General features: G+C 48.5%; 17 protein-coding genes. All 17 read left to right on the top strand.

Annotation, left to right across the window (positions count from 1 at the left end; all coding sequences use genetic code 11):
- The first annotated feature begins 25 nt into the window (after positions 1 to 25).
- Positions 26 to 1888: a bifunctional glutathionylspermidine amidase/synthase gene (gene gss / locus ACU8YC_RS15835; protein WP_446895532.1), complete on the top strand. Its 1863-nt coding sequence runs from the start codon at positions 26 to 28 to the stop codon at positions 1886 to 1888.
- Positions 1889 to 2355: 467 nt separating this feature from the next.
- On the top strand, positions 2356 to 2853 hold the full coding sequence (gene tssB, locus ACU8YC_RS15830; RefSeq protein WP_210905366.1) for a type VI secretion system contractile sheath small subunit: 498 nt from the start codon (positions 2356 to 2358) through the stop codon (positions 2851 to 2853).
- Positions 2854 to 2918: 65 nt separating this feature from the next.
- Positions 2919 to 4448: a type VI secretion system contractile sheath large subunit gene (tssC, locus tag ACU8YC_RS15825; RefSeq protein WP_187253245.1), complete on the top strand. Its 1530-nt coding sequence runs from the start codon at positions 2919 to 2921 to the stop codon at positions 4446 to 4448.
- A 23-nt stretch (positions 4449 to 4471) separates the two neighbouring features.
- Entirely contained in the window at positions 4472 to 5809 is a 1338-nt protein-coding gene (tssK, locus tag ACU8YC_RS15820) for a type VI secretion system baseplate subunit TssK (RefSeq protein WP_252838761.1), read from the top strand.
- A 5-nt stretch (positions 5810 to 5814) separates the two neighbouring features.
- Entirely contained in the window at positions 5815 to 6456 is a 642-nt protein-coding gene (tssL, locus tag ACU8YC_RS15815) for a type VI secretion system protein TssL, short form (RefSeq protein WP_151217704.1), read from the top strand.
- Positions 6457 to 6459: 3 nt separating this feature from the next.
- Positions 6460 to 8124, top strand: a complete 1665-nt coding sequence (locus tag ACU8YC_RS15810; RefSeq protein WP_446895531.1) for an OmpA family protein — start codon at positions 6460 to 6462, stop codon at positions 8122 to 8124.
- A 16-nt stretch (positions 8125 to 8140) separates the two neighbouring features.
- On the top strand, positions 8141 to 8632 hold the full coding sequence (gene tssD / locus ACU8YC_RS15805; protein ID WP_003024437.1) for a type VI secretion system tube protein TssD: 492 nt from the start codon (positions 8141 to 8143) through the stop codon (positions 8630 to 8632).
- A gap of 162 nt (positions 8633 to 8794) precedes the next feature.
- On the top strand, positions 8795 to 11419 hold the full coding sequence (gene tssH / locus ACU8YC_RS15800) for a type VI secretion system ATPase TssH (RefSeq protein ID WP_446895530.1): 2625 nt from the start codon (positions 8795 to 8797) through the stop codon (positions 11417 to 11419).
- Entirely contained in the window at positions 11412 to 12104 is a 693-nt protein-coding gene (locus ACU8YC_RS15795; protein WP_151217907.1) for a hypothetical protein, read from the top strand. Before tssH ends, ACU8YC_RS15795 begins: the two co-directional genes overlap by 8 nt.
- 6 nt (positions 12105 to 12110) lie before the next feature.
- Entirely contained in the window at positions 12111 to 12512 is a 402-nt protein-coding gene (locus ACU8YC_RS15790) for a hypothetical protein (RefSeq protein WP_151217701.1), read from the top strand.
- A gap of 54 nt (positions 12513 to 12566) precedes the next feature.
- Positions 12567 to 15092, top strand: coding sequence for a type VI secretion system Vgr family protein (locus ACU8YC_RS15785; RefSeq protein ID WP_446895529.1), 2526 nt, complete (start codon positions 12567 to 12569; stop codon positions 15090 to 15092).
- Between the two features lie 23 nt (positions 15093 to 15115).
- Positions 15116 to 15790: a tetratricopeptide repeat protein gene (locus ACU8YC_RS15780; RefSeq protein WP_446895528.1), complete on the top strand. Its 675-nt coding sequence runs from the start codon at positions 15116 to 15118 to the stop codon at positions 15788 to 15790.
- Positions 15791 to 15934: 144 nt separating this feature from the next.
- Positions 15935 to 17833 carry a lipase family protein gene (locus tag ACU8YC_RS15775; RefSeq protein WP_414438247.1) on the top strand — a complete coding sequence of 633 codons (1899 nt, stop codon included), beginning with the start codon at positions 15935 to 15937 and terminating at the stop codon, positions 17831 to 17833.
- Positions 17830 to 18582, top strand: a complete 753-nt coding sequence (locus tag ACU8YC_RS15770) for a hypothetical protein (RefSeq protein ID WP_210905357.1) — start codon at positions 17830 to 17832, stop codon at positions 18580 to 18582. The genes ACU8YC_RS15775 and ACU8YC_RS15770 overlap by 4 nt, the downstream gene beginning before the upstream one ends.
- Positions 18583 to 19182: 600 nt before the next feature.
- Positions 19183 to 21669, top strand: a complete 2487-nt coding sequence (locus ACU8YC_RS15765; protein WP_446895527.1) for a type VI secretion system Vgr family protein — start codon at positions 19183 to 19185, stop codon at positions 21667 to 21669.
- Positions 21670 to 21697: 28 nt separating this feature from the next.
- On the top strand, positions 21698 to 23977 hold the full coding sequence (locus ACU8YC_RS15760) for a hypothetical protein (RefSeq protein WP_446895526.1): 2280 nt from the start codon (positions 21698 to 21700) through the stop codon (positions 23975 to 23977).
- Positions 23978 to 23991: 14 nt separating this feature from the next.
- The coding region (locus ACU8YC_RS15755) for an SUMF1/EgtB/PvdO family nonheme iron enzyme (protein WP_446895525.1) at positions 23992 to 24373 on the top strand (382 nt) is incomplete at its 3' end.

The following is a 24373-nucleotide window of genomic DNA, read 5'->3' as shown; positions in this document are numbered from 1 at the left end:
GCTGTATTGTTTTGAGGTAAGGTGCATGAGCAAAGGAACGACCAGTCAGGATGCCCCATTCGGGACATTATTGGGCTACGCCCCAGGCGGCGTAGCAATCTACTCTTCAGATTACAGCTCCCTTGGCCCACGGGACTACGACGATGATGCGGCATTTCGCAGCTATATCGACGACGAATACATGGGCCACAAATGGCAGTGCGTAGAGTTCGCACGCCGCTTTCTCTTCCTTAACTATGGTGTGGTCTTCACCGATGTAGGCATGGCCTGGGAGATCTTCTCCTTACGCTTCCTGCGTGAAGTGGTGAATGACAATATCCTGCCGTTACAGGCATTTCCCAATGGTTCACCCCGCGCACCGGTAGCAGGCGCGTTGCTTATCTGGCAAAAAGGCGGCGAATTTAAAGATACCGGCCATGTGGCGGTCGTCACCCAGTTGCTGGAAAACAAAATCCGTATTGCCGAACAGAACGTGCTCCATACGTCGCTGCCTCCCGGACAGCAGTGGACCCGCGAACTGGAGATGGTGGTTGAAAACGGTTGCTACACTCTGCGGGATACCTTTGACGACACCACCATCCTTGGCTGGATGATCCAGACCGAGGATACTCGTTACAGCCTGCCGCAGCCGGAAATCGCCAATGACTCGCTGAAAATTGGCGGTGCGCGACTGGAAGATAACGGACAGTTTGACGGTAAATGGCTGGATGAGCAGGATCCGCTGCAAAAAGCCTACGTGCTGGCCAACGGCCACGTCATTAATCAGGATCCGCATCAGTACTTCACCATTACCGAGAGTGCCGAGCAGGAGCTGATCAAAGCCACGAACGAGTTGCACCTGATGTACCTGCACGCGACCGACAAGGTACTGAAAGACGACAACCTGTTGGCGCTGTTCGATATTCCGAAAATCCTCTGGCCGCGACTGCGCCTTTCCTGGCAGCGTCGTCGGCATCATATGATTACGGGGCGTATGGATTTCTGTATGGATGAACGCGGGCTGAAGGTGTATGAGTACAACGCCGATTCCGCATCGTGCCATACCGAAGCCGGTTTGATCCTCGAAAGATGGGCTGAGCGGGGCTACACAGGGCAGGGACACAACCCGGCTGAAGGGTTGATCAACGAACTGGCGGGTGCCTGGAAGCACAGCCGCGCGCGTCCTTTTGTCCACATCATGCAGGACAAAGATATAGAGGAAAATTACCATGCACAGTTTATGCAGCAGGCGCTGCGTCAGGCTGGGTTTGACAGCAAAATTCTGCATGGCCTCGATGAGCTACGTTGGGATGATGCCGGTCAACTGATTGACGGTGACGGTCGCCTGGTGAACTGTGTCTGGAAAACCTGGGCGTGGGAAACTGCGATAGAGCAGGTGCGAGAGGTTAGCGAAACGGAGTACGCCGCGGTGCCAATTCGTACCGGGCATACCAATCAGGAAGTGCGTTTAATCGACGTGCTGCTGCGCCCGGAAGTGCTGGTCTTCGAACCTCTTTGGACGGTGATCCCAGGCAACAAAGCGATTTTGCCGATCCTCTGGCAGCTTTTTCCGCATCACCGCTATTTGCTTGATACCGATTTCACGGTTAATGAAGAGCTGGCGCAAACCGGTTATGCGGTGAAACCTATTGCAGGACGCTGTGGCAGCAACATCGATCTGGTGAGTCATCAGGAAGAATTGCTGGATAAAACCAGCGGTAAGTTTGCCGAGCAGAAGAACATTTACCAGCAGCTTTGGTGTCTGCCAAACATTGCCGGTAAATATATTCAGGTTTGTACTTTCACCGTAGGCGGTAACTACGGCGGGACCTGCTTGCGCGGCGATGAGTCGCTGGTGATTAAAAAAGAGAGCGATATCGAACCGCTGATTGTGGTAAAGGAAGAGTAATCTTTTGGCATGTTTCTGATTGCAATACGAAAGCCGGAGTCTATCTCCGGCTTTTTTAATTTACAGTTAACTTGGTGCTGATTATATTTAAATAAGTTACGTAGTGTATATATAAATTCATAAGTATTTTCTTGGGTAATGTTTTATAGCTTAAATGCATTTGGTTGATGAATGCTTTTAACGATGATTAATTCCTGCTGCTTGTATTAAATAAATGTTTTATTGATTTTGATTTTAAATAAATATCACTAATATGTTATTTGGTTGATTAGTGATGCCGATCATGTTTTCCCGCGTGGAATATATCGGATTACATCGACATACTAATTATAATCATTAATTGTCATTAACGGTCATTGTTGACTGCCCACAGAAATGACGTTGTAAGAAACACGTTGAGCAATTGGAAAAGTGCTCCGTCAGGAAATGCAAAACATCGGCAGGAATCGCCGGTCTGAGAGGGACGTATGGGTGACAGTTTTCAGAGTGAAGTGCCGACGGCACGCGTTAATATTAAGTTAGATTTACATACCGGAGGCGTGCAAAAAAAGGTTGAATTGCCGTTAAAGCTTTTGACCGTGGGGGATTTCAGTAATGGTAGAGAACAACGACCATTATCGGAGCGCGAAAAGGTTGATATTAATAAGAATAATTTTAACGATGTGTTGGCTAAGTTCTCACCAGTAGTTAATCTGAGTGTTAAAAATACGTTGGCTGGCGATGACAGAAAAGACGATATTAACCTTACCTTTAAAAATATCCGCGATTTTGAACCCGAACAGGTCGCAAGGAATATCCCACAATTACGCGTTTTGTTAGCTATGCGTAACTTATTGCGTGACCTGAAATCTAACTTACTCGATAACGCCGCTTTTCGTCGCGAGCTGGAAATCATCCTTAAAGATCCAGCCCTGAGTCAGGAACTGCGTGAAGAACTGGCAACCATGATGCCGAAAGAGATTTAACGCTATACAGGGTTTCCTCCGCTTAATCGGCAGGAATAGTAAAGGATCATAAAAGGAATATGCTGATGTCTGTTCAGGAACATACTTCTTCAGTCGCGACCACCACGACCAGTGAACGCAGCGTTTATCAGTCTCTCTTTGACAAAATTAATCTTGCCCCGGTTTCGACATTAAAAAATATCGATGCGTGGCAGAGCGATGAAGCGCTATCTGATGCCGCGCCGGCTGAACGCGTGACCGCTGCGATTCAGGTTCTGGTCTCATGTCTGGCGGATGCTGCGCAGCCCCTGGAACGTCTGGATAAAACGCTGCTCGATGAGCAGATTGCTCGCCTGGATAAGCAGATTAGCGACCAGGTTAATGAAGTTATGCATCATGTAGAATTTCAAAAACAAGAATCGCTCTGGCGTGGTTTGCATTCGATGATTACCGGCATCGATTTTCGCCGAAATGTCCGTGTAGAAATGATGGATATCAGCAAGGATGCGCTACGTGATGATTTTGACGACGCGCCGGAGCTTATTCAGAGTGGGTTATACCGTCATGTTTATATTGAAGAATATGACCAACCAGGCGGCGAACCCATTGCGGCAATGATTTCAGCGTACGAATTTGATAACAGCCCGCAGGATATTGCACTGCTGCGCAATATTTCTGGCGTCTCGGCTGCCTGTCATATGCCGTTTATTGGTTCCGTGGGGCCTAAATTCTTCCTGAAAGAAAATATGGAAGAAGTCGCGGCCATAAAAGATATCAATGATTATTTCGAACGTGCTGAATACATCAAGTGGAAAGCATTTCGTGATAGCGACGATTCACGCTATATCGGGCTGACTATGCCGCGTGTACTGGGGCGTCTGCCGTATGGCCCTGATACCGTGCCGGTACGTAGTTTTAACTATGTTGAAGAAGTTAAGGGGCCGGATCACGAAAAATATCTGTGGACCAGCGCCTCTTTCTCTTTCGCTGTGAACATGGTGAAAAGTTTTATCAAGAATGGCTGGTGCGTCCAGATCCGTGGGCCACAGGCGGGCGGTGCGGTTAAAGATTTGCCTATCCATTTGTACGATCTGGGTACAGGTAATCAGGTGAAAATCCCGTCTGAGGTAATGATTCCGGAAACCCGTGAGTTTGAATTCGCTAATCTCGGCTTTATTCCGCTTTCATATTATAAAAATCGTGATTACGCCTGCTTCTTTTCTGCTAACTCGGCTCAAAAACCTGCGCAGTTTGATACTCCGGAAGCGACGGCTAACAGCCGGATTAACTCACGTCTGCCATATATCTTCCTGCTTTCTCGTATCGCTCACTACCTGAAAATCCTGCAGCGGGAAAATATTGGCACGACTAAAGATCGCCGTCTGCTTGAGCTTGAACTTAATAACTGGCTGCGCAGTCTGGTAACCGAAATGACCGATCCTGGCGATGACTTGCAGGCATCACACCCGCTGCGTGATGGGCGTGTCGTGGTAGAGGATATTGAGGATAACCCCGGTTTCTTCCGTGTGCGCCTGTATGCCATTCCGCATTTCCAGGTTGAAGGTATGGACGTCAGTCTGTCGTTAGTTTCACAAATGCCTAAGTCGAAATCTTAACGACGCAGCGCACAGGAGGTGCGATGAAGATCTACCGTCCGTTATGGAGCGAGGGGGCCTTTCTGGCTCCCCAGCAGTTTCAGCAGCAGACACGTTGGGATGCCTATGTCGCTGACGTAGTGGCACACATGTCACTTTCCTCACCATGGGGTGTCATCAGCGCGGAGTTTGACGAAAGTGCGCTAACGGTTTCCCGTTTGAATCCCGTTAATCTGGTGGTGCGCTTTCCTGACGGAACGTTAGTGGATACAGGTATTTCAGATAACCTGCCTCCGGCGTGTGATTTATCGCACCTTGCTGGTTACAACAGCGTTGATATCGTGCTGGCATTGCCACTGCTTTCGGCTAATGGCGGTAATCTTTCATCAGGCAACGGCGTTAGCCGCCCGTGTCGCTGGCAGCAGGAATGGCTGCCAGTGCAGGATCTTGCAGGCCAGGAAAGGACTGATATGGCGGTGCTGCGGCATGCTATTACCCTTCGGTATGCCCACGACGATAACAGCGCTTATCTGACCTGTCCGGTAGCTTGCCTTATTCGTAATGCTCAGGGGCAATGGGAGCTGGCACGCGATTTTTTACCCCCCTCGCTTTCACTCTCAGCGAGCCCCTCATTAATCAATTCGCTCGGTGATTTGGTACACCGTATCCAGGCCCGTTGTCGCCGCCTGATGGCCTTGCGCCGTGAAAGTAATGAACGAATGGCGGATTTTGCGGTAGCAGACGTTTCATTATTTTGGCTGCTGAATGCGCTTAATAGCTCGGAGCCTGTTCTGAAAGAAATGCTGCAAAACCCAGGCCGTCACCCCGAGCTTTTGTGGCGTGAGCTGGCGCGGTTAGCCGGCAGCCTGCTGACCTTTTCATTAGAAAATGATGTCAGCGTTGTACCTCCATACCAGCACGCAAATCCGCAGCAGGTATTCCCGCCACTGTTTGCACTGCTGGTGGAACTACTGGAAGCCAGCCTGCCATCTCGCGTTGTCGCGATTGAACTGACGCAGGAGCGACAGTTCTGGTATGGCGCTCTGTCGGATGCCCGACTGCGTGAAGGCGCTGATTTTTATCTGTCCGTTCGTTCGGCTCTTCCAGCGCATGTCCTCCTGACACAGTTTCCACAACTGTGTAAAGCCGGGAGTCGGGCTGATGTGTCAGATGTCGTCAATGTGGCACTCAGCGGCATTCCATTAAAACCGCTGACGCATGTACCCGCCGCTATCCCACTACGACTGGAAAATCAATATTTTGCTCTTGAGATTAATCATCCAGCCGCCCAGTCCATGCTGGACGCCGGTAATTGCGCTTTCTATGTGCCGGGAACGTTGGGAGAGATTCAACTTGAGCTATTTGCAGTATTAAGGGATTGAAATAAATGAATAAGGATATTGATCAGGTGTTCTGGCCAACCTGGCTTGCTGTAAGCCAATTACGCGATGGGTCGGAAGTCGACGATGGTGCTGCTTTCTATCGCCGGGCCTGCCAATGGATTGATTCTGCACGTGAAGCATTGCGTGACATGGGATACAGCGAACACAGCGTTGAGCACATGCTCTATACGCAATGTGCATTACTGGATGAAAGCGTGTTGAACCGCAACCGTCAGGATAGCGGTTATATCACCTGGCTTGCGACACCTTTACAGGCCCGCTATTTCAACACCACCAATGCCGGGGAAGAACTTTGGGAGCGCATCCGTACCGTTCTGCGCGAGCCCGTTCCTGACACCGCCGTATTAACCTGTTTTTATCGCGCAATCACACTCGGTTTTGTGGGGCGCTATCGTGAGCAAGGTGACGAACGTCGTGAAGATGTTCTTGAAGCGCTGGCGACTCAGGCGATGCCTTTTAAATTAAAGCACGATGCGCCAGTCATCATGCGGGCTTCCGGCTTCTCTGGCGGTAAGCGCCGCTGGTGGCTGGCATGGCTTGTCGGCGCGCTGGCGTTAGGTGCTTTATGGCTCACATTTTCTCATGTCTTACAAGGGCAGATTGCTCAGCTTATTGGGCAGGGTTAAGACATGGCTCAGTTGCGAGGGATCGTGAACTATGTACTGGCGACCGTGCTGGCTTTGTTGCTGGTCTGGGGATTCAGTCCGTTAAGTGCGAGTGTTCGCAGTGGTCTTACCGTCTTTATTTTACTGCTTTCCATTCCTGGAATCATTTATGGCTGGCGCCAGTATGGTCGGTTGACGTCTGCGCATTCTGCTCATGACATTCCGCTCCCTCCAGAGAGTTTCAGTGGGCCTGTTGTGCTGGTATGTGGCGATACTGCCCCCTTATTTGCCGGACGTGGCGATTCCTGCGAGAGTTCACAGGGGTGGTATTTATCTGTTCAATCCCCGGAGCATTATAGTGCTCTGGTTCGTCGGATAGCTGTGCAGCGTCCGGGGCTTCTTATGCGCGTTTCCGTGATGCTGGCGTTAATCCCGGAATGGCATAATGATGAAGATGCGCTTAAGCACATGCTACTCAGTTGGCGGCGGGTGGTGACCCAGAGTCGGCGTTGGTTATCAGGTATACCGCCATTTTGGCTGTGTTGTTGGCTGAATTCTCCTCAATGCAATGAGACTGTACGTTGGTTTATTCGCACTCCTCAGGATGCTGAAGTGCAGTCGGCTACAGGATTAGATGATTGTGTTCCTTTCTCATTGCAAGAGCACTCGGCTCGCCATTCTCATCTTACACATGCCGTATGGTTAGATACCTTACTGGGTTGGCTGAAGAGGGTACAAGGCGACGCAGGGCGCCATGTTCCGCCACTTTTCTCTGCTTTACGGGTTGCGTGTTTCACCTCATTAGCGGTCTGTGAAAATAATCTGTGGCAACGGCATATTACCGATCAGACAACGATTTCTCCTGCGGCTTCTGCAGGGTCCGAGCTGCTGCCTTTTCCTGATTTAGCATTGCCTTTTTTATCCCGCCGCCGGGCGCTGACAGCATTGCAACGAACGGTGGGTATAAGTGGTCTGCTATGCGGCATTTTTGTCGGACTGGCGATGGCATGCAGCTTTATCAATAACCAGCATCTCATCAGGGTCACAAACGATCATCTGACGTTATACCGCCATCTTAGCGGCAATCCTGTCGAGCCAAAGATTCAGGCCCAGGATCAGCTTCGTCGGGATGCGCAGCGGCTTGATCGCTGGTATCAGCGCGGCGAACCCCTTTCTCTTTCAATGGGATTGTACCAGGGGATGAGATTGATCCCACCTTTGCAGGCCGCAATCAGCGACTGGTTGCCACCTGAAAAACCAAAAGCGACCTCCCCGCAAACCGTGCGTCTCGACAGCATGTCGCTGTTTGATACGGGCAAATGGGCGCTAAAAGCGGGTTCAACAAAAGTACTCATTCGAGCTTTGGTCAATATCAAAGCCAGACCCGGTTGGCTGATAGTCATTGCCGGGCATACCGATGATGTGGGTGACGATAAATCTAATCAGCAGCTCTCTCTCAAACGTGCGGAATCTGTTCGCGACTGGATGCGTGATACCGGTGACGTCGCAGAGAGCTGCTTTGCCGTTCAGGGTTACGGTGAATCACATCCCTACAAAACCAACGATACGCTGGAGGGTCGGGCTGCCAACCGCCGTGTAGAGATCAGTCTGGTTCCGCAGGCTGATGCCTGTCGGGTACCGGGAATGAAGGAACCGTCACCGGAAGGCGGTGACGCATTAGCGAAGTAAAAATGGAGAAAGAGTTATGGCAATTCCAGTCTACCTTTGGCTGAAAGACGACGGCGGTGCGGATATCAAAGGCTCTGTTGACGTGAAAGACCGTGTGGGCAGTATCGAAGTAGTGGCTCAGGAACATAACCTGTACATCCCTACCGATAACAACACCGGTAAGTTGACCGGGACGCGTATCCATACCCCATTCCTTTTCACGAAGGAAATCGACGCCTCCAGCCCGTATCTGTACAAGGCTGTAACGACCGGTCAGACCCTGCGCCAGGCAGAGTTCAAATGGTATCGCATTAATGATGCGGGTCAGGAAGTGGAATACTTCAACACCACGCTGCACAACGTGAAAGTGGTGAAAGTAAACCCAGTGATGTACGACATCAAGGATCCGGCTAAAGAGAAGCACAACCACCTGGAGCAGATTGAACTGCGCTACGAGAAGATCGTCTGGACGTATAAGGATGGCAACATTATCCATTCTGACGCCTGGAACGAGCGTACCACCGCGTAATGCACTAACGGATGAGGATTTCCTCATCCGTTTTTTTATGCCCTCTGCTGAGCGTCCGGCGTGAGGGTTAGGCAGAGAGTATCAACGTCACTTATTACCTTATGGGCATTGGATTAAGGCTACGGGCGGTAGCGTGCCTGAATACAGGGAGTCAGGAACCAAATGGAACACCAGTCAGCAGTGTTATTACGTCGTCTCAATCCTTACTGTGCTCAGGCGCTTGAAGCGGCAGCATCGTTATGCCAGACGCGCGCGCATGCAGAAATCACGCCTGAACACTGGTTACTGAAGTTGCTTGAGCAGGGGGAGGGCGATATTACCGTCATCGCTCGTCGCTATGAATGGGATATCGACAATCTCTGGCAGTCGCTGCTGGCGCATCTGGATGATCAGCCTCGTTCCGTGAAAAGCCGTCCACAGTTGTCTGATGCGCTTCTTTCTTTAATGCAACAAGCGTGGCTTTGCGCCGCAACGGATGAAAATTCGCAGATACGGGGTGTGCATCTGCTGATGGCACTGGTAGGCAAGCCTTCACTACTGAAGTGTGATGGCCTGTGGCCTCTTCTGAGCGCCGGACATACTCAACTGGAACGCCTCCTGCCGCTATTAAATGTCCAGTCGGATGAGCGGCCGGAAAGACAGCAGGAAGCCGCTCTGGCGCAGATTTCTCCTGATGATGAATCGCGTCCTGGCCTGGCTCAGTCGACGTTGTCGCCAGCATTACAAGGCGTGCTCGATAAATTTACGCAGGACGTCACTGCGAAAGCGCGTGCCGGCGATATCGACCCGGTATTTGGTCGCGATAATGAAATTCGTCAAATGGTGGATGTGCTGTCCCGTCGGCGAAAAAACAATCCCATTCTGGTCGGAGAACCCGGCGTCGGCAAGACCGCTCTGGTGGAGGGGCTGGCGCTGCGTATTGCGGAAGGTAACGTGCCGGATAGCCTGAAAGCGGTGACGTTACGCACGCTGGATCTTGGGCTGTTACAAGCTGGCGCAGGGGTGAAAGGTGAGTTTGAGCAGCGGTTGAAAAATATCATTGATGCCGTTCAACAATCGCCAATACCGATTCTGCTCTTTATCGATGAAGCACACACCATCATTGGGGCCGGTAATCAGGCGGGGGGCGCTGACGCAGCCAATCTGCTAAAACCCGCTCTGGCCAGAGGTGAATTACGAACCATCGCGGCGACCACATGGAGCGAATATAAACAGTATTTTGAGCGTGATGCTGCGCTGGAGCGGCGTTTTCAGATGGTTAAAGTGGATGAGCCGGATGATGACACTGCTTGTTTGATGCTGCGCGGTCTGAAATCACACTATGCGGAACACCATGGCGTTCACATCACAGACGACGCGGTTAAAACCGCTGTTACGCTCTCCCGCCGCTACCTTACCGGGCGGCAGTTGCCGGACAAAGCCGTCGACCTGCTGGACACCGCAGGTGCAAGAGTGCGGATGAGCCTTGATACCGTTCCGGAACCACTGACGCGTTTGAGGTCGGAGATCACCGCGCTTGAAATTGAAAAGCAGGCGTTGCTTGCCGATCTCGCGCTAGGAAATGGTCAGCATGGTGAAAGGCTGGCGAGCATTGAACAGCAGGAAAATCGTCTGCTTGTCGAGCTGGATGAACGCGAAACCCAGTATGGCCAGGAATTATCGCTCACCGAGCAACTGCTGGCCAGCCGCCGTGATATTTCCCGTCAGGCGGAAACGGTTGAATTGCAGCAGCAGCTTAGTGTGCTTCAGCAGGGGCATCCTTTACTGTTTCCGGAGGTAGACGCGCGCACTGTCGCAACGGTGATCGCCGACTGGACCGGTATACCGTTGTCTTCACTAATGAAGGACTCCCAGGCAGACTTGCTGACGCTTGAAACTCAGATGGGAAAACGCGTTGTCGGACAGGATTATGCGCTTAATGCCATCGCGCAACGACTGCGCGCATCAAAAACGGGTCTTACGCCGGAAAACGGCCCGCAGGGTGTGTTTCTGCTTACCGGACCAAGTGGAACCGGCAAAACGGAGACGGCACTGGCCCTGGCCGACATTCTGTTTGGCGGTGAAAAATCGCTGATCACTATTAATCTGTCTGAATATCAGGAGCCGCACACCGTGAGTCAGCTCAAGGGCTCGCCTCCGGGATATGTGGGTTATGGTCAGGGAGGGATCCTGACCGAAGCCGTGCGAAAACGTCCCTATAGCGTGGTGCTGCTGGATGAAGTAGAAAAAGCGCATCGTGATGTCATGAACCTGTTTTACCAGGTATTTGACCGTGGCTTCATGCGTGACGGCGAAGGTCGTGAAATTGATTTTCGCAATACCGTTATTCTGATGACCTCCAATCTTGGCGGCGACGCAGTGATGCAACTGCTGGAAGAACAGCCGGAAACCACAGAGTCTGAGTTGCACGAACTGCTGCGCCCACTTTTGCGCGACCATTTTCAGCCAGCACTACTGGCTCGCTTCCAGACGATTATCTACCACCCGCTCGGTGAACCAGCGTTACGTACGATTGTACAAATGAAGCTGGATCAGGTTAGCCAGCGATTGCAGCGCCACTACGGTATCACCACGACGATATCCGAGAACCTTTTTGATGCCCTGACAGCCGCTTGTCTGCTACCGGATACGGGGGCGAGGAATATTGATAGTCTGCTCAACCAACAAATCTTGCCTGTGCTTAGCCAGCAGTTGTTAACGTATCTTTCCCGGCAGCAAAAACCTCAGCAACTTACTTTAAGTTGGCGTGATGAAGAGGGAATTATGCTGGAATTTAATGATGAGTAAACGTAACGATATTATTGAACCTTACGAGTGGACATCGGATCGTAAAACGGGGCTCGTTTATAGCGAAATATTGGGATGGATAGATATAGGCCATGCGCAGGGAAGCGATATTAAAAACCTACTGTTAGATATAAAACGAGGTGAATCAAGTCGTGATGGTTATTATGAAGTCACCTATAGCCAAAAGATGTTTGTATATCATCGCCAGTTTGGTACAGGAAAATTTGTTAAGTGGCGTATCAAACAAGGTTTATCTGCATGTGAGAAAAGCAGCGTTGCGTTAGCTATGATGATGATGACGGCGCGCTTGTTTGAAAGTTTGCAATCTAATTGGTGTTTTAGTTGGTATACCGACAGTGGATTTAGCGGTGAGGATCTTACATCCGATCTTTTAGGCTTCTACCGGGCAATCCTTCCCTCAAACTACCAGTCAAGACTGAGCTTAGTCAGTAAAGAGCGGGCACTGAGTAGATGGGATTTTTATGGGCCGATAGGTAAATATAAGAATAAAGGATTTTTACCATTACTGTTTCCAGATCCCCTGGATAACTGTGCTGTCCATAAACCCTATAAAGGAAGCCTGCCTTCATTTATGACATGGGTGCAACCGTGGAGTGATTTCACTTCGGGTCGGGTAGAAATTATCACCGGGGATGGCGGTTATTATTCATTCTTGTCAAGGTGAATGGTAATGAACTACTGTAAAATAATACTGGTGACGATTGTTTTTATTTCCTTGTCACCGCTGTTAATACCTTGGCCAGATAAATTAGAATATCGGGAAAACGATTTTTTTGATTACTATTTCTATACTGATGTGGACATCAAGCAGGCTCCAAGGATATCAAATAATTATTACTTTGAATATATTTCTCCTGATGGAAGTACACGGGAAACAAATCTTATTATTTTTTACGGTGGTGATGCGGGCATTATTCGTGATTATCTGACAGGTCTTGGCTTTCATCACTATGATTATATTGATAATGGAAGAGAAGAGCTTTGGATATCAAATGACAACCGTCGATTTACTTTTTCCATTGTCACTAACAAGAAAAAAGATTTAGTCAGTTTAATAAAGATAATGCGTTGAGGGTAAGTTTTCGTTCTGGAAGTGACTCTTTATAAAATTACAGGGGTTAAATATATGGGAATGGATGAATCACTTGGCGGTGGGATGTCATTTATATCTGAAAATACGTTGAATCGTTATCAATTGTATATCCCTTCATGCAAGTCAGTGCTGGATGTTATTAACTTTAATGGTACAGAGGAAATGAGTTCGCTGTATCGATATGTAGTACATTTTTCCAGCCAGGATAAAGACATTGCGGCCGAATCGATACTTGGAAAATCAACGGCATTGACCATGGGAATGGGGAAGTTAAGTGAGTTAACTGCCCGCAAAATGGTACATGGTATTGTGACATCTTTCCATCGTATCAGTGGTTCAAAAGACCAGGCAATCTATCAGATAATCATTGAACCTTTTGTCGCGTTGTTGAAAAACCAATTCCGCACACACCGCTTCTTTATTAATATGTCAGTTCCTGAAGTTGTTACTAAAATTTTACAAGAACATGGTTTAAAAGACTGGGAGTATAATTTTGATTTGGTAATGGAATATCCCAAAAGAGAACAAATTAAACAGTATCAAGAGAGCGATCTGGTTTTTATTGAACGTCTGCTTTCTGAAGTTGGAATTTTCTTCTTCTTCAGGCTTCAACCTGATGCTGGCACTGAGGTCATCTATTTTGCTGACAAACAAAGCGCATGGGAGTTTGGCAAAACATTATCGCTGAATAGCCCTTCCGGAATGAATGACAATGGCATCGACTCAGTCTGGGATATTCAGTTCCAACAGTCTACGGTGCAGGCATCGGTTACTGCCGGGGACTATAACCATCGCCAGGCTCAGAAAATATTATTTTCTGCACAAACTGATATGACTTACGGTGAAGGTGACGGGGTGACTTACGGGGATGTTTACCACTATCGTCCACGTCATCTTGAAACGGGTGATAAGGTTTCGCCATCGCCTGAGACAGGGAATTTTTGGGCGCGTCTGGAACATGAACGTTACCTCTCCTCACAAGCGACAATCACGGGATTATCGACCGATGTTAGCCTCAGCCCGGCTCAGGTCCTGAATATTACGGAATCCACATCTGTCCCAACGCTTCCTGCCAGTGTGCGTAACAACTTGCTGGTTACGGCGGTTTCATTCAGCGCAAGCCGAAAGGAAGCGCTACAGGTGGTGTTGATGGCGACCGTTTACAGTGAAACCCGCTGCTGGAGACCACCGCTAAAACCTCGGCCAGTGATTAGCGGCACGCTAATGGCACGTGTTTCAAGCCCGAAAAAGAATGATCAATATGCTCATTTAAATCAGAGCGGGCTTTATTGGGTTAAGTTTGATGCGGATCGCGATGATAAACAGCAGGGTTACGAGAGCATGCCAGTTCGTCTGGCCAGACCCTACGGAGGCGACACTTACGGGATTCACTTCCCGCTGATACAGGGCACAGAAGTGGCGGTGGCGTTCCATGAAGGGGACCCGGACCGACCCTATATCGCCCACGCGCTGCACGACTCCCGGCATCCGGACCACGTGACACAGGCAAACCACACCCGCAACGTCATCCGCACGCCCGCGAACAACAAGCTGCGCATGGAAGACAAACGGGGCGAGGAGCACGTCAAGCTCAGCACCGAGTACGGCGGCAAGACGCAGCTGAACCTGGGGCATAACGTGGATGCACAGCGTGCGCTGCGGGGCGAGGGGGCCGAGTTGCGCACGGATGACTGGGTGGCGGTACGCGGCGGGAAAGGGGTTCTGATAACCGCAGAGATGCAGGCGGAAGCCGTGGACCGGATGCTGGAGATGGACGGTGTGATACGTCAGCTTGAACAGGCGTTGTCACTGGCAAGGAGCCTGCAGCGGTCAGCGGAGACGGCAAAGGCAACGGCGGGAGACACAGCGAGCCAGCAGGCGCTGAATGATGCGCTGGAGGAACTGGCTCAGCCGGGTCTTATTCTGCATGCGCCAGCGGGCGTAGGGATGATGAGTGCGAAGGCCGTACGGGTGTCCTCGGGAACGGACAGCGTGGGGATCATGTCGGGGCACAATACGGACATCAGTACCGGCAGGTCATTTACGGTGGCGGCGAGCGATACGGTGAGTCTGTACGCACAGGAACAGGGAATGCAGCTGTATGCGGCAAAGGGAAAAGTGGATATTCAGGCCCAGGACGATGAAATGGGTGTGACGGCGAAGAAAGATATCACGGTGAGCAGTACAGAGGGAAAAATCACCGTGAACGCCAGCGAGGAGCTGTTACTGAGCTGTGGCGGGGCGTATATCCGGCTGAAAGGGGGGAATATCGAACTGGGATGCCCGAAGAATATCCTGCTGAAGTCGGTAAATGTGCAGAAACTGGGAGCCACGAGTCTGAATACTCCTGTGGAGGAATTACCCCGCGGTTTTTGTGAAGGTTTTACTGTTAAAAATAAAGAAACAGGTAAGCCAATTCCTTTTTCTCAATATCGGATTACCACAGGTGAAGGAGATATTTATGAAGGTGTGTCAGATCAATACGGCAAAACACTGCCAATATATACCGCAACCCCAACAAAACTAAAAATAGAACAAGTAAAAAAAGGTAATTCATAAAATGTGGTTTATGAGGTGAGAGTATGAACTATAATAATGTTAATAGATCTTTTGTTGCACTTCTTTCTATTTTTTTTATTGTATCGTGTAAGAGTTATGATGTAAGAATGCTAGAGGCAATGTCTGAGTCAGGTGATCATAAGGCTCAGGGTAATCTTGGCTTTATGTATCAATATGGTTATGGTGTTCGGGCAAATTATAATGAGTCTTTAAAGAGGTATAAACTTGCGGCAAGTGATGGTGATCCTCTTGCTGAAGGTACAGTAGGCAGGCTTTATTTTGAGAAACAAGATTATAAAAATGCTCTTCCCTGGTTTAAAAAGTGTGCCTTGCATGATATCCAATCTGGTACAGAAAGAAAAACAGAACAGACTATTCTGGCTTGTCAGGGAATGGTTGGCACAATGTATTTATATGGACAAGGCGTTCCAGTAAATAAACCGGAAGCTAAAGTATGGCTGAAAAAGGCAGCAGATCAAGGAGAAGGGTCTGCACAATGCTATGTCGGTGATTTTTATTATCTCGATCGAGATTATAAATCAGCCTATCCTTATCTCCAAAGTGCCCTGGAAAAGGGCTGCGCGAATGCAGCAAAATATTTGAGTGATATGTACAATAATGGCTTTTTTGTTGAAAAAGATAGTCAGCGAGCGAAAGAATTATACGAAAAATATCTCCGCCTCAAGAGTTATGACTAGGATGTCATATTCGTTATTTACACAATGAAATTATAAATGACAGGAATTTTAATTCATCCCTGTCATCTGGCTGTGTATTCGACAGATTATGTTTATCTCATCGCAGATATTCTTAACTGAAATAAACGAAAAGGAATTCTAATTATGACAGAAGTGACAACATCTACTCAGTGCAAATACCCTGATTTTTTTATAGAACATGAGGCATTTGATTGGGTAGAGTTCCAGTTAGTGGACGAATTAGGTGATGCCGTAGCCAATATGGAGTGGTTTGCCGAAAATGATGCTACAAGGTGCGGTTTGATTCCACGCTATACTGGCTATAGTGATGCCAATGGAATAATAAAGATTAAAGATATACATCCATTACCTTTGACATTAAAAGTCCAGTCTCAGCCTTTGGTTGATGAGATGGAGAACCGAGCCTTACGATTTGAAAGAGAAGGCTTTAATTCAGAGGTAAAAAAACTCTCCTCTGAGAATAACTATGGATACCAATATATCAGGGTTGGACAACTTTGCAATGTCAGACCAAAACTAGATAAATGGAATGAAATTGTTCTACCAGATTTTCATTTCCCTTTGGATAAAACGTATAAAGGCGTTACCGTTCATGTGGCGGACCTTAATAAACGTACGATGATCGAAATTTGTCCATTCCGTGCATGGACACTAATTTTGCATCATACCGCGAGTTACTCTCTGACCAATGCTTATAACCTGGGCATTATGGCCGATTTGGCTTACAGTTATGACTCCGAAACTGATCGTAATTCGGTGTATGGATTCTTTTGTATTCAATGTCTGGATCTGTCATCTGTTCCTGTTTTTGAAGATGGCAAACATCGATTCCCTGCTATTGTCACCGATGTTCCTTTTCGTGAACGGCATTCTAAACACATTTTTATGGATACGGCAGATGAAGAGGAAGGGGAAACTCAGCTATTTTATGTTACGACGAAAACGCAGGCGATTGTGGCCTGGCGTGGTACAGAGATGAGTAAGCTCAGTGATTTATGGACAGATGCAAGTTTTATGCCGGTAGAGTGTTTTGATATTGTTCCTGAAGGAAAGATTCACGGTGGTTTTTTACAGGCATACCAGATTGCGAAGAAAAACTATTCTAAGATATTTAAGCAGATTACGGATGATGGAAAAACATTGGAGCTATTTATCTGCGGACATAGTCTGGGAGGTTCGCTTGGGCTGATTCACAGCGCAGAAATAAGAGATCTTAATCCTTTGCTATATACGTATGGTATGCCCCGGACGTTGACCGCTTCTGCCGTTAAATTTTTAAAAAATCTCACCCATTTCCGTCATGTTAATGATGCTGACACCGTCCCAAGCGTTCCGCCTGATGCGAATCTCGATAACTGGTTTTATGACTTATGGGGGCCGGTAGGTGGCACGCTGGGTTTTTTCTGGTCGGTAATAGAACTCATGCCTCAAGCGCTAGGGTTGAAGTTTTGGGAATGTTTTTGGCATCATGGAAGTATTGCCGTATTTTTTAACACCACCCAAACGACGGAATGGAAGGAGTGTAAAGTACCCAACAACCCTTCTTCATGCCGCAGGATCCGTAAACGACTTCCTGTTGAGACCAGATTGTATTTGGTTCCTGAACTTATTTTAGAGGCCAGCCAAAAGGCGAATGAAGCACAAAAAAGATTTACGCAGTTATTAACAAAGATAGATAAAGAAGACTGGTTTCCTCCCTATACTAACCCTGATTTAGATCATGCAACGAACCTTGGCAGACATTCCATGCCAGATCAATATTTGAGTTATCTTAATAACCAACTTAAAGAATGTACTCAGCCAACGTTGATCATGATGAGGAAAATAAAAAGAGAGAGATTTTTAAAGCAAATGAAAACGTATGAAAATAGTTCCCCAGTGGAAGAGTTTACAAGAAATAGTGCTTTCATTGAAATTCATGATGTAGTCGCATCGACGCTGGATATGACGCGTGGGGTTAAGGGAGGAAATGAAGCTCTGGAATATATAAAACCACTTAACCTTGAGGAGTTTGAACTATGATTGAGAAATATTTTATTTTAACCTTGGTGATTATCTTATCGGGTTGCGTTTCAGAGCGGAACCGGACATTATCTCCACCAGAAGATACCCAATGGGTTACAGTGGGCGTAAAAATACCTGCCGAACTGCTCGTGCTCCCATTGAAGGTAATTTATCGTTCAGAAATATGTAAACGCACCCGACATAATTCATCCGGAGAAGCTTATGAAGTTCCCGGGTATAACTCAATGGAATTTCCGTTATCCCCAAAAGATAGTACAGAGAATTTCTTTGATGTGAAACTTGCCCGGCAAGGCGGGGGGCGTTGTCAATGGCACCTGTCTGTGGCTGATATACGGTTGCAATACAAAAATACCGTACAGTTTGGCCAGGGTACGGAGTCGGTGTTAAAACGCATCAGGCTGGCATTTGATTACCTTGCGGTGAATCAAGGTGGTGGTCATCAAAGAATCAACAGCGATGGTTTAATTTCAAAAGATTATTTTCCATATTTAAGTGAGGGTTTTATTGGTGGTTATGAAAAAAACATATGGATATATGATGGCGAAATGAACGAGCGGTACTCCGCATTAAATATCAATTCTATTATATTTTATCCCCTGTTACATTCAGATAAATTAGTCCGGAGCATAGGCCCGAAAAAGAAAGAGAAAGGAGTTTACGGGACGTTGATTTATCCTGACGGTACGACTGTTCCGAAAACAGAGACCTTCCCTGACATTGACGTATTGAAGCAATTTATAAAATGATGAAGGACAGATAAATCGATTATATTGTCATAAGTATAGTTCTCTTTTTTCATTTCAACCGTTTTAAGTTAACTATCTGTTTATGGATTAAAACTTTGTCGAGGGATTGGTAGATGATATGGAAATATTTATTTTTCGCTCCACTGGTAATCTTATCGGGTTGTGTTTCAGAGCGGAACCGGACATTATCTCCACCAGAAGATACCCAATGGGTCATGATGGGAGAACCATGTACTTGAAGAACTGGTCGTGCTGGCGGGGTTATATTAGATGAATATTGATGTGGGGATATTAGTGAAGAAACTTGGTAAGCCGTATCGAGAAATTTATAGCTAAGGCTTATAGGAGTGGCTGTAGCTTACATATTACCAGCTCCAGAACAAAATACTACGGCTTCATTTGATTATAATATTCATTTGTATAAATAATGACTTTTTGTTTATTGGAACATGCCAAAGGAATTCACACTGCGCAGGAAAACGGTTGGATGGGAATGAGTGAGTGTGCTGAGATGTTTTATTAACATCAGGTATTAATAATTTTTGATGTGCTAATTAAGTATGTTAGATGGAATTCTCTTTATTAAACGGAGTTAACGCTATGAATATGGAAATAACATCAGGGCCCACGCTTAACCGCTACAGTTTATCGGTTTCTTCATGCCCGCATGAACTGGATGTGGAACGTTTTGAGGGGCTGGAGCAGTTAAGCGTCCGTTACCATTATTCAGTCCGTTTTACCTGCAGCGCTTCAGAGCTGACTGCCGGTATGTTCCTGAACCAGCCGGCTTTGCTGACCATGAAAGGCGGGGAATTACTGCATGCCCTGCCCGTGAAATTCGTCCACGGCGTCGTGACTCATTTCCGGCGTCTGACGGAGTCGCGCGACCAGGTCAGCCATGAAATCATCATTGAGCCTTATCTCTCCCTGCTGGATAAACAGTTCCGCACGCACCGTTTTTTCATAAACAAATCGGTCCCGGAAGTGGTGGGTGAAATCCTGCAGGAACACGCCCTGCACGGCTGGGAGTATGACTTCACGCTGACGCAGAGTTATCCGAAGCGTGAGCAGATAAATCAGTACCAGGAGAGCGACCTGGCGTTCATTGAGCGTCTGCTGGCGGAAGTGGGGATATTTTACTTCTTCACGCTGCAGCCGGATACCCGGACGGAAGTGGTGCATTTTGCAGACCAGCAGAGTGCCTATGAGTTTGATAAACGGCTGACGCTGAACAGCCCGTCAGGAATGAGCGACAGCGGGGCGGATTCCGTCTGGGGGCTGAACATCCTGCACCAGGTGGCACCGGCGGGAGTGACGACAAAAGACTATAACCACCGCGAAGCGCAGAAGGTGCTGCAGTCGGCGAGGGCGGATATCACCGGCGGCGAAGGCGAGGAAATGCGCTATGGCGAGGTGTATCACTACAAACCGCGCCATCTTGAAACCGGGGATGCATTCGATCCGGCGGTGGAAACCGGGAACTTCTGGGCGCGACTGGACCACGAGCGTTTTCTGGCGGAGCAGACGCTGATAACGGGTTTCAGCACGGATGCGGGGTTACGTCCGGGACAGGTGCTGACGATAACCGACAACAGCGTGCCGTCGACGCTGCCGGGCGTGCTGCAGCAGCCGGTGGTGGTGGTCCGGGCGGGGTTCAGCGGCAGCAGGAAAGATGCGCTGAAAGTGTCGCTGGCGGCGGTGCCGTACAGTGAGACGCAGTGCTGGCGTCCGGCACTGAAGGCGAGACCAAAGGTTAGCGGCACGCTGACGGCACGGGTCAGCAGCCCGAAGAGCGGGGACATCTACGCGCATCAGACGGCGGAGGGGCTGTACCGGGTGAAGTTCGATGCCGACCAGGACAGCAAACAGCAGGGTTACGAGAGTATGCTGCTGCGCCTGGCCAGACCCTACGGCGGCGACACTTATGGGATTCACTTCCCGCTGATACAGGGCACAGAAGTGGCGGTGGCGTTCCATGAAGGGGACCCGGACCGCCCCTATATCGCGCATGCGCTGCACGACTCCCGGCATCCGGACCACGTGACACAGGCAAACCACACCCGCAACGTCATTCGCACACCCGCGAATAATAAGCTGCGCATGGAAGACAAACGGGGCGAGGAGCACGTCAAGCTCAGCACCGAGTACGGCGGCAAGACGCAGCTGAACCTGGGGCATAACGTGGATGCACAGCGTGCGCTGCGGGGCGAGGGAGCTGAGCTGCGCACGGACGACTGGGTGGCGGTACGCGGCGGGAAAGGGGTTTTTATCACCTCGGACAGGCAGTGTGAGGCTGCAGGCACGATGCTGGAGATGAAAAATGCTGCCGCGCAAATGGCTCAGGCGCTGTCTGTGAGTGATGCCCTGGCGAATGCTGCCGATATCGCACAGGCCTGGCCGGCAGATTCAGATACAGCAAAGGCACTGAATACAGCGTTAAACAATCTTACTCAGCCCGGGATTGTGCTCAATGCCCCGGAGCACATCAGCATCAGCAGTCCGAAGTCGGTGCGTCTGTCGTCCGGCAGTGAAAGCGTGGGGCTGGTCGCGGGGGGAAATACCGATATCAGCGTGATGAAGAAATTTACTGCCGTGGCGGGGGAAGCCATCAGTCTGCTGGCCCTGAAGCTGGGTATACGTTTATTTGCTGCAAAAGGGAAGGTTGAGATACAGGCTCAGGATGACGGCATAGACGCGGTGGCGAAAAAGGACATTTCCATCACAAGCGTGGAGGGCAAAGTGTTAGTGACGGCAGCCGACGAACTGGTGCTGAACTGCGGCGGAGCTTATATCAGACTCAGCTGCGGTAATGTGGAGATCGGCTGTCCGAAAAATATTCTGCTCAAATCTATCAGCGTGCAGAAATTAATGGCTGCTGATTATGACCTGCCAAAACCAGATCTACCGAAAGGGTTTAATGATTTCTTTATCGCCAAAGATGAGGATTCCGGAGAGATTATGCCTTTCGTACCTTATCGAATTAAAACAGGAGAGGGAAACGTATATGAGGGGGTCACGGATGCTGAAGGCAAAACCATTACCGTATATACCGCACAGCCTGAATCTTTAGATATCGAATTACTTTGATCTTTAAACTATAAACAGGGAGGTGTTTATGGCAACAGGTGAAGAACAAACTAAAACTTCTGCGCAAGGCTCTGGAAAAGTTGTTAAAGGTAAGTACGATCCAGAACTTTATCTCCACCCAAGCAGCGCGACCATACTCTGTGTTGATGCAGGCGCTGAAAAAACAATTCAGGAAGAGCACTACTTTTTATCAGGATTATTGGAAAAACAGTTACAGGCACAGAAAGATCTTGATGAAGCCAATTATGCGGCAATTTTACAGGCTAATACCGTACCAGAAAGACAACTTCAGAGTAAGGTAACAGAAGCATACGCCGCACTCAATAAAGCCAACAAAGCATTTCGTCAGGAATTAATGACTCTCACGGCCAATGCCCCTGAAGGGGAACTTTTGGATGAAAAAATGAAGGAGAATGCCATTGACATCATGGAGTTAATTCCCCTTAATAAAAGCTCTGTCACTGGATTCAAGAAAACTTATATTCGTTCTGATAAGATCAAAGAAGGTTGGCGCAGATATAAGCTGAGTAATGTTGATAAAAAAACAGGTGAAGCCAGCTTTATTAAGTACCATGACAAAACTATCACCGTACAAGATGAGAATGGTAAAGCTGTTAATAAAACGGTGCGCCAGGCAAAAATAGACCCCCAGGAACTTAAAAAACAGCTGAAAGAGGCCTCTGTTAAATTCAAATTTGATATTTGTGAAGATAGCAACATTATTGTCAGCGATTGGGCAAAAGAGATGAATAAATCGCTGTCCTGGCCGAAGGGGGGGAATGCTGATGAGTCCGTCTATCATCAGTATGTTGATATTAGCGCTCAGGCCCAGCTCATGCGATTCAGCCATGGCGCAGGGTTATCCGCGGAATTTAATCCACTTCAGGGTAAGGTAGAAGGGAAATTAGAGGGGCACGCCAGTTTTGCGTTAGGTGAAGCGAAAGCAGAAAGCACTTTATATGTTCCGGACAGGTTAGGCATCAGTCTGCTGTTTCCGGCGAAAGCCGATACACCGCAAACGCCAGGCGGTATCTGTAATATGGGGGCGCTACGTTTTGCCCTGAAAATGGTGTTGTCCGGCAGTGTCGGAGCCAGTGTGGCCGTTGAGGTTGGCGTGACGCTCGACTGGAGTGGTGAAATGGGCAAAGGTTACGGTATTAAAGGCCGTCCAGCGGAGCTTCCCCCGCCGCCGTTGCCGGGCAAACGAAAAATTAATTTACATATGCCGGAAGCACCTGAAGCGCAGGGCGGCGGGGAAATTGGCGCTTTTGTGGGTGCCCAGTTCGGGGGCAATATCAGCGGCGCCATAGAATGGTTCGACCCACATCCTGACGACACGCCTCCCGCTAACGTCGAGAAGACGGACGATAAAACCATCGTTAGTAAAGAACGGAAATTTGCGGCAATTGCGAAGCTGGAAATGGGCGTATCGCTACAGGCGGGGGCTGGGGGAAGCGCGGTTTTTTACGTTACCTACATCCAGGGGCGTTTTCGTATTTATTGCAAAGCGGCATTTTGCTGGGGAGCCGGAGCAAAGGGGAGTCTGGGGTTTGAGGTTGATGGCGGCTGCTATTTTGCCTTTATGAAAAGCTTTATGTACATGCTGCGCAACGTTGATTATCAGAAGTTAGCCGACATGATGGAATTAGACGCCTTTCAGGCATTGTGCGCCATCCCCTTAATTATGGCGGCCCGTGGTGTCCAGGCGGCGGTCGCTATGGCTGATGAGGCAATGGATATCATTACCCAATTAGGAAATGATCTAATAGAGGAAAATAACCGGGTTAAGCTGATGGAAAGTGTGCTGAATAACCCGGACCAGTTTAAATACTCGCCACCGGAAACCAAAGGCGCACTGATTGCACAGTTAATGGATATCAATTGGGCGGGCCCTCTCGACCCGCGAAACCAAAACAATAACCCACTCACGTTTAATTCCTGGAAATTAGGGCCAATGAAACGCCGTAAGCAGGCCATCTTCCTGGCGTTGAAATGGGTGCAGAGTAAAGCCGATTACGACAATGTTATGCAGCATGTTACTAAAAGTCCTGGCAAGGGAAAAGGTGACCGTAATAAAAATGAACAGACGGTAATTACATTCCTTTCCGACGGTGAGAATGATTCTGTATTTTTTACCCATTACGGTAAGAAGCTACCTGAGTTATATAACAATCTTCCGGAGAGGGTTTCACCAGAAAAACCGTTTAAACCTATACCCGATGAATTAATGGATCGGTATTTAGCGTTGATTGACCAGCAGCAGACATATGACCCCATGAGTGATAATGGACAGACCAGAACGGTTTAATTAAGGATATCAAAATGAATAAGCAATACTGCGCCGCGCTATTAGTAACAATAGCATTTTGTAATGGCTGTGATAACAGCACCAGTGCGGAAAACCAGCAACTCACCCAGGCGCTGGTGAAACGCTCGCTGGATAATATGGTCCCGGTTGCGGGAGGTGAGTTTTTAATGGGGGACTTCGGTCCGCTGATTTGGGAAAAGCTGCCCTTCAGCTCGAACCAGGATGATAAATACCTGCATAAGGTCAGACTGAGTGACTTTATGATCGGAAAATATAAGGTCACGCATAAAGATTATAATGAGTATATAAAAATCACTCATGGCAAAAAGCTTACCTATGTATTTGGTGAGAAGTTACTGGCGGATGACGTTCCCGTCAGTGTCCCCTGGCAGATGG

It is taken from the genome of Citrobacter sp. VF227, assembly GCF_052950715.1.
This window is presented reverse-complemented; position numbering and strand designations above follow the sequence as displayed.

Excerpts from the sequence above, each read along its gene's own strand:
- gss (WP_446895532.1), top strand. The coding sequence starts at position 26 with ATGAGCAAAGGAACGACCAGTCAGGATGCCCCATTCGGGACATTATTG.
- tssB (WP_210905366.1), top strand. The coding sequence starts at position 2,356 with ATGGGTGACAGTTTTCAGAGTGAAGTGCCGACGGCACGCGTTAATATT.
- tssC (WP_187253245.1), top strand. The coding sequence starts at position 2,919 with ATGTCTGTTCAGGAACATACTTCTTCAGTCGCGACCACCACGACCAGT.
- tssK (WP_252838761.1), top strand. The coding sequence starts at position 4,472 with ATGAAGATCTACCGTCCGTTATGGAGCGAGGGGGCCTTTCTGGCTCCC.
- tssL (WP_151217704.1), top strand. The coding sequence starts at position 5,815 with ATGAATAAGGATATTGATCAGGTGTTCTGGCCAACCTGGCTTGCTGTA.
- ACU8YC_RS15810 (WP_446895531.1), top strand. The coding sequence starts at position 6,460 with ATGGCTCAGTTGCGAGGGATCGTGAACTATGTACTGGCGACCGTGCTG.
- tssD (WP_003024437.1), top strand. The coding sequence starts at position 8,141 with ATGGCAATTCCAGTCTACCTTTGGCTGAAAGACGACGGCGGTGCGGAT.
- tssH (WP_446895530.1), top strand. The coding sequence starts at position 8,795 with ATGGAACACCAGTCAGCAGTGTTATTACGTCGTCTCAATCCTTACTGT.
- ACU8YC_RS15795 (WP_151217907.1), top strand. The coding sequence starts at position 11,412 with ATGAGTAAACGTAACGATATTATTGAACCTTACGAGTGGACATCGGAT.
- ACU8YC_RS15790 (WP_151217701.1), top strand. The coding sequence starts at position 12,111 with ATGAACTACTGTAAAATAATACTGGTGACGATTGTTTTTATTTCCTTG.
- ACU8YC_RS15785 (WP_446895529.1), top strand. The coding sequence starts at position 12,567 with ATGGGAATGGATGAATCACTTGGCGGTGGGATGTCATTTATATCTGAA.
- ACU8YC_RS15780 (WP_446895528.1), top strand. The coding sequence starts at position 15,116 with ATGAACTATAATAATGTTAATAGATCTTTTGTTGCACTTCTTTCTATT.
- ACU8YC_RS15775 (WP_414438247.1), top strand. The coding sequence starts at position 15,935 with ATGACAGAAGTGACAACATCTACTCAGTGCAAATACCCTGATTTTTTT.
- ACU8YC_RS15770 (WP_210905357.1), top strand. The coding sequence starts at position 17,830 with ATGATTGAGAAATATTTTATTTTAACCTTGGTGATTATCTTATCGGGT.
- ACU8YC_RS15765 (WP_446895527.1), top strand. The coding sequence starts at position 19,183 with ATGAATATGGAAATAACATCAGGGCCCACGCTTAACCGCTACAGTTTA.
- ACU8YC_RS15760 (WP_446895526.1), top strand. The coding sequence starts at position 21,698 with ATGGCAACAGGTGAAGAACAAACTAAAACTTCTGCGCAAGGCTCTGGA.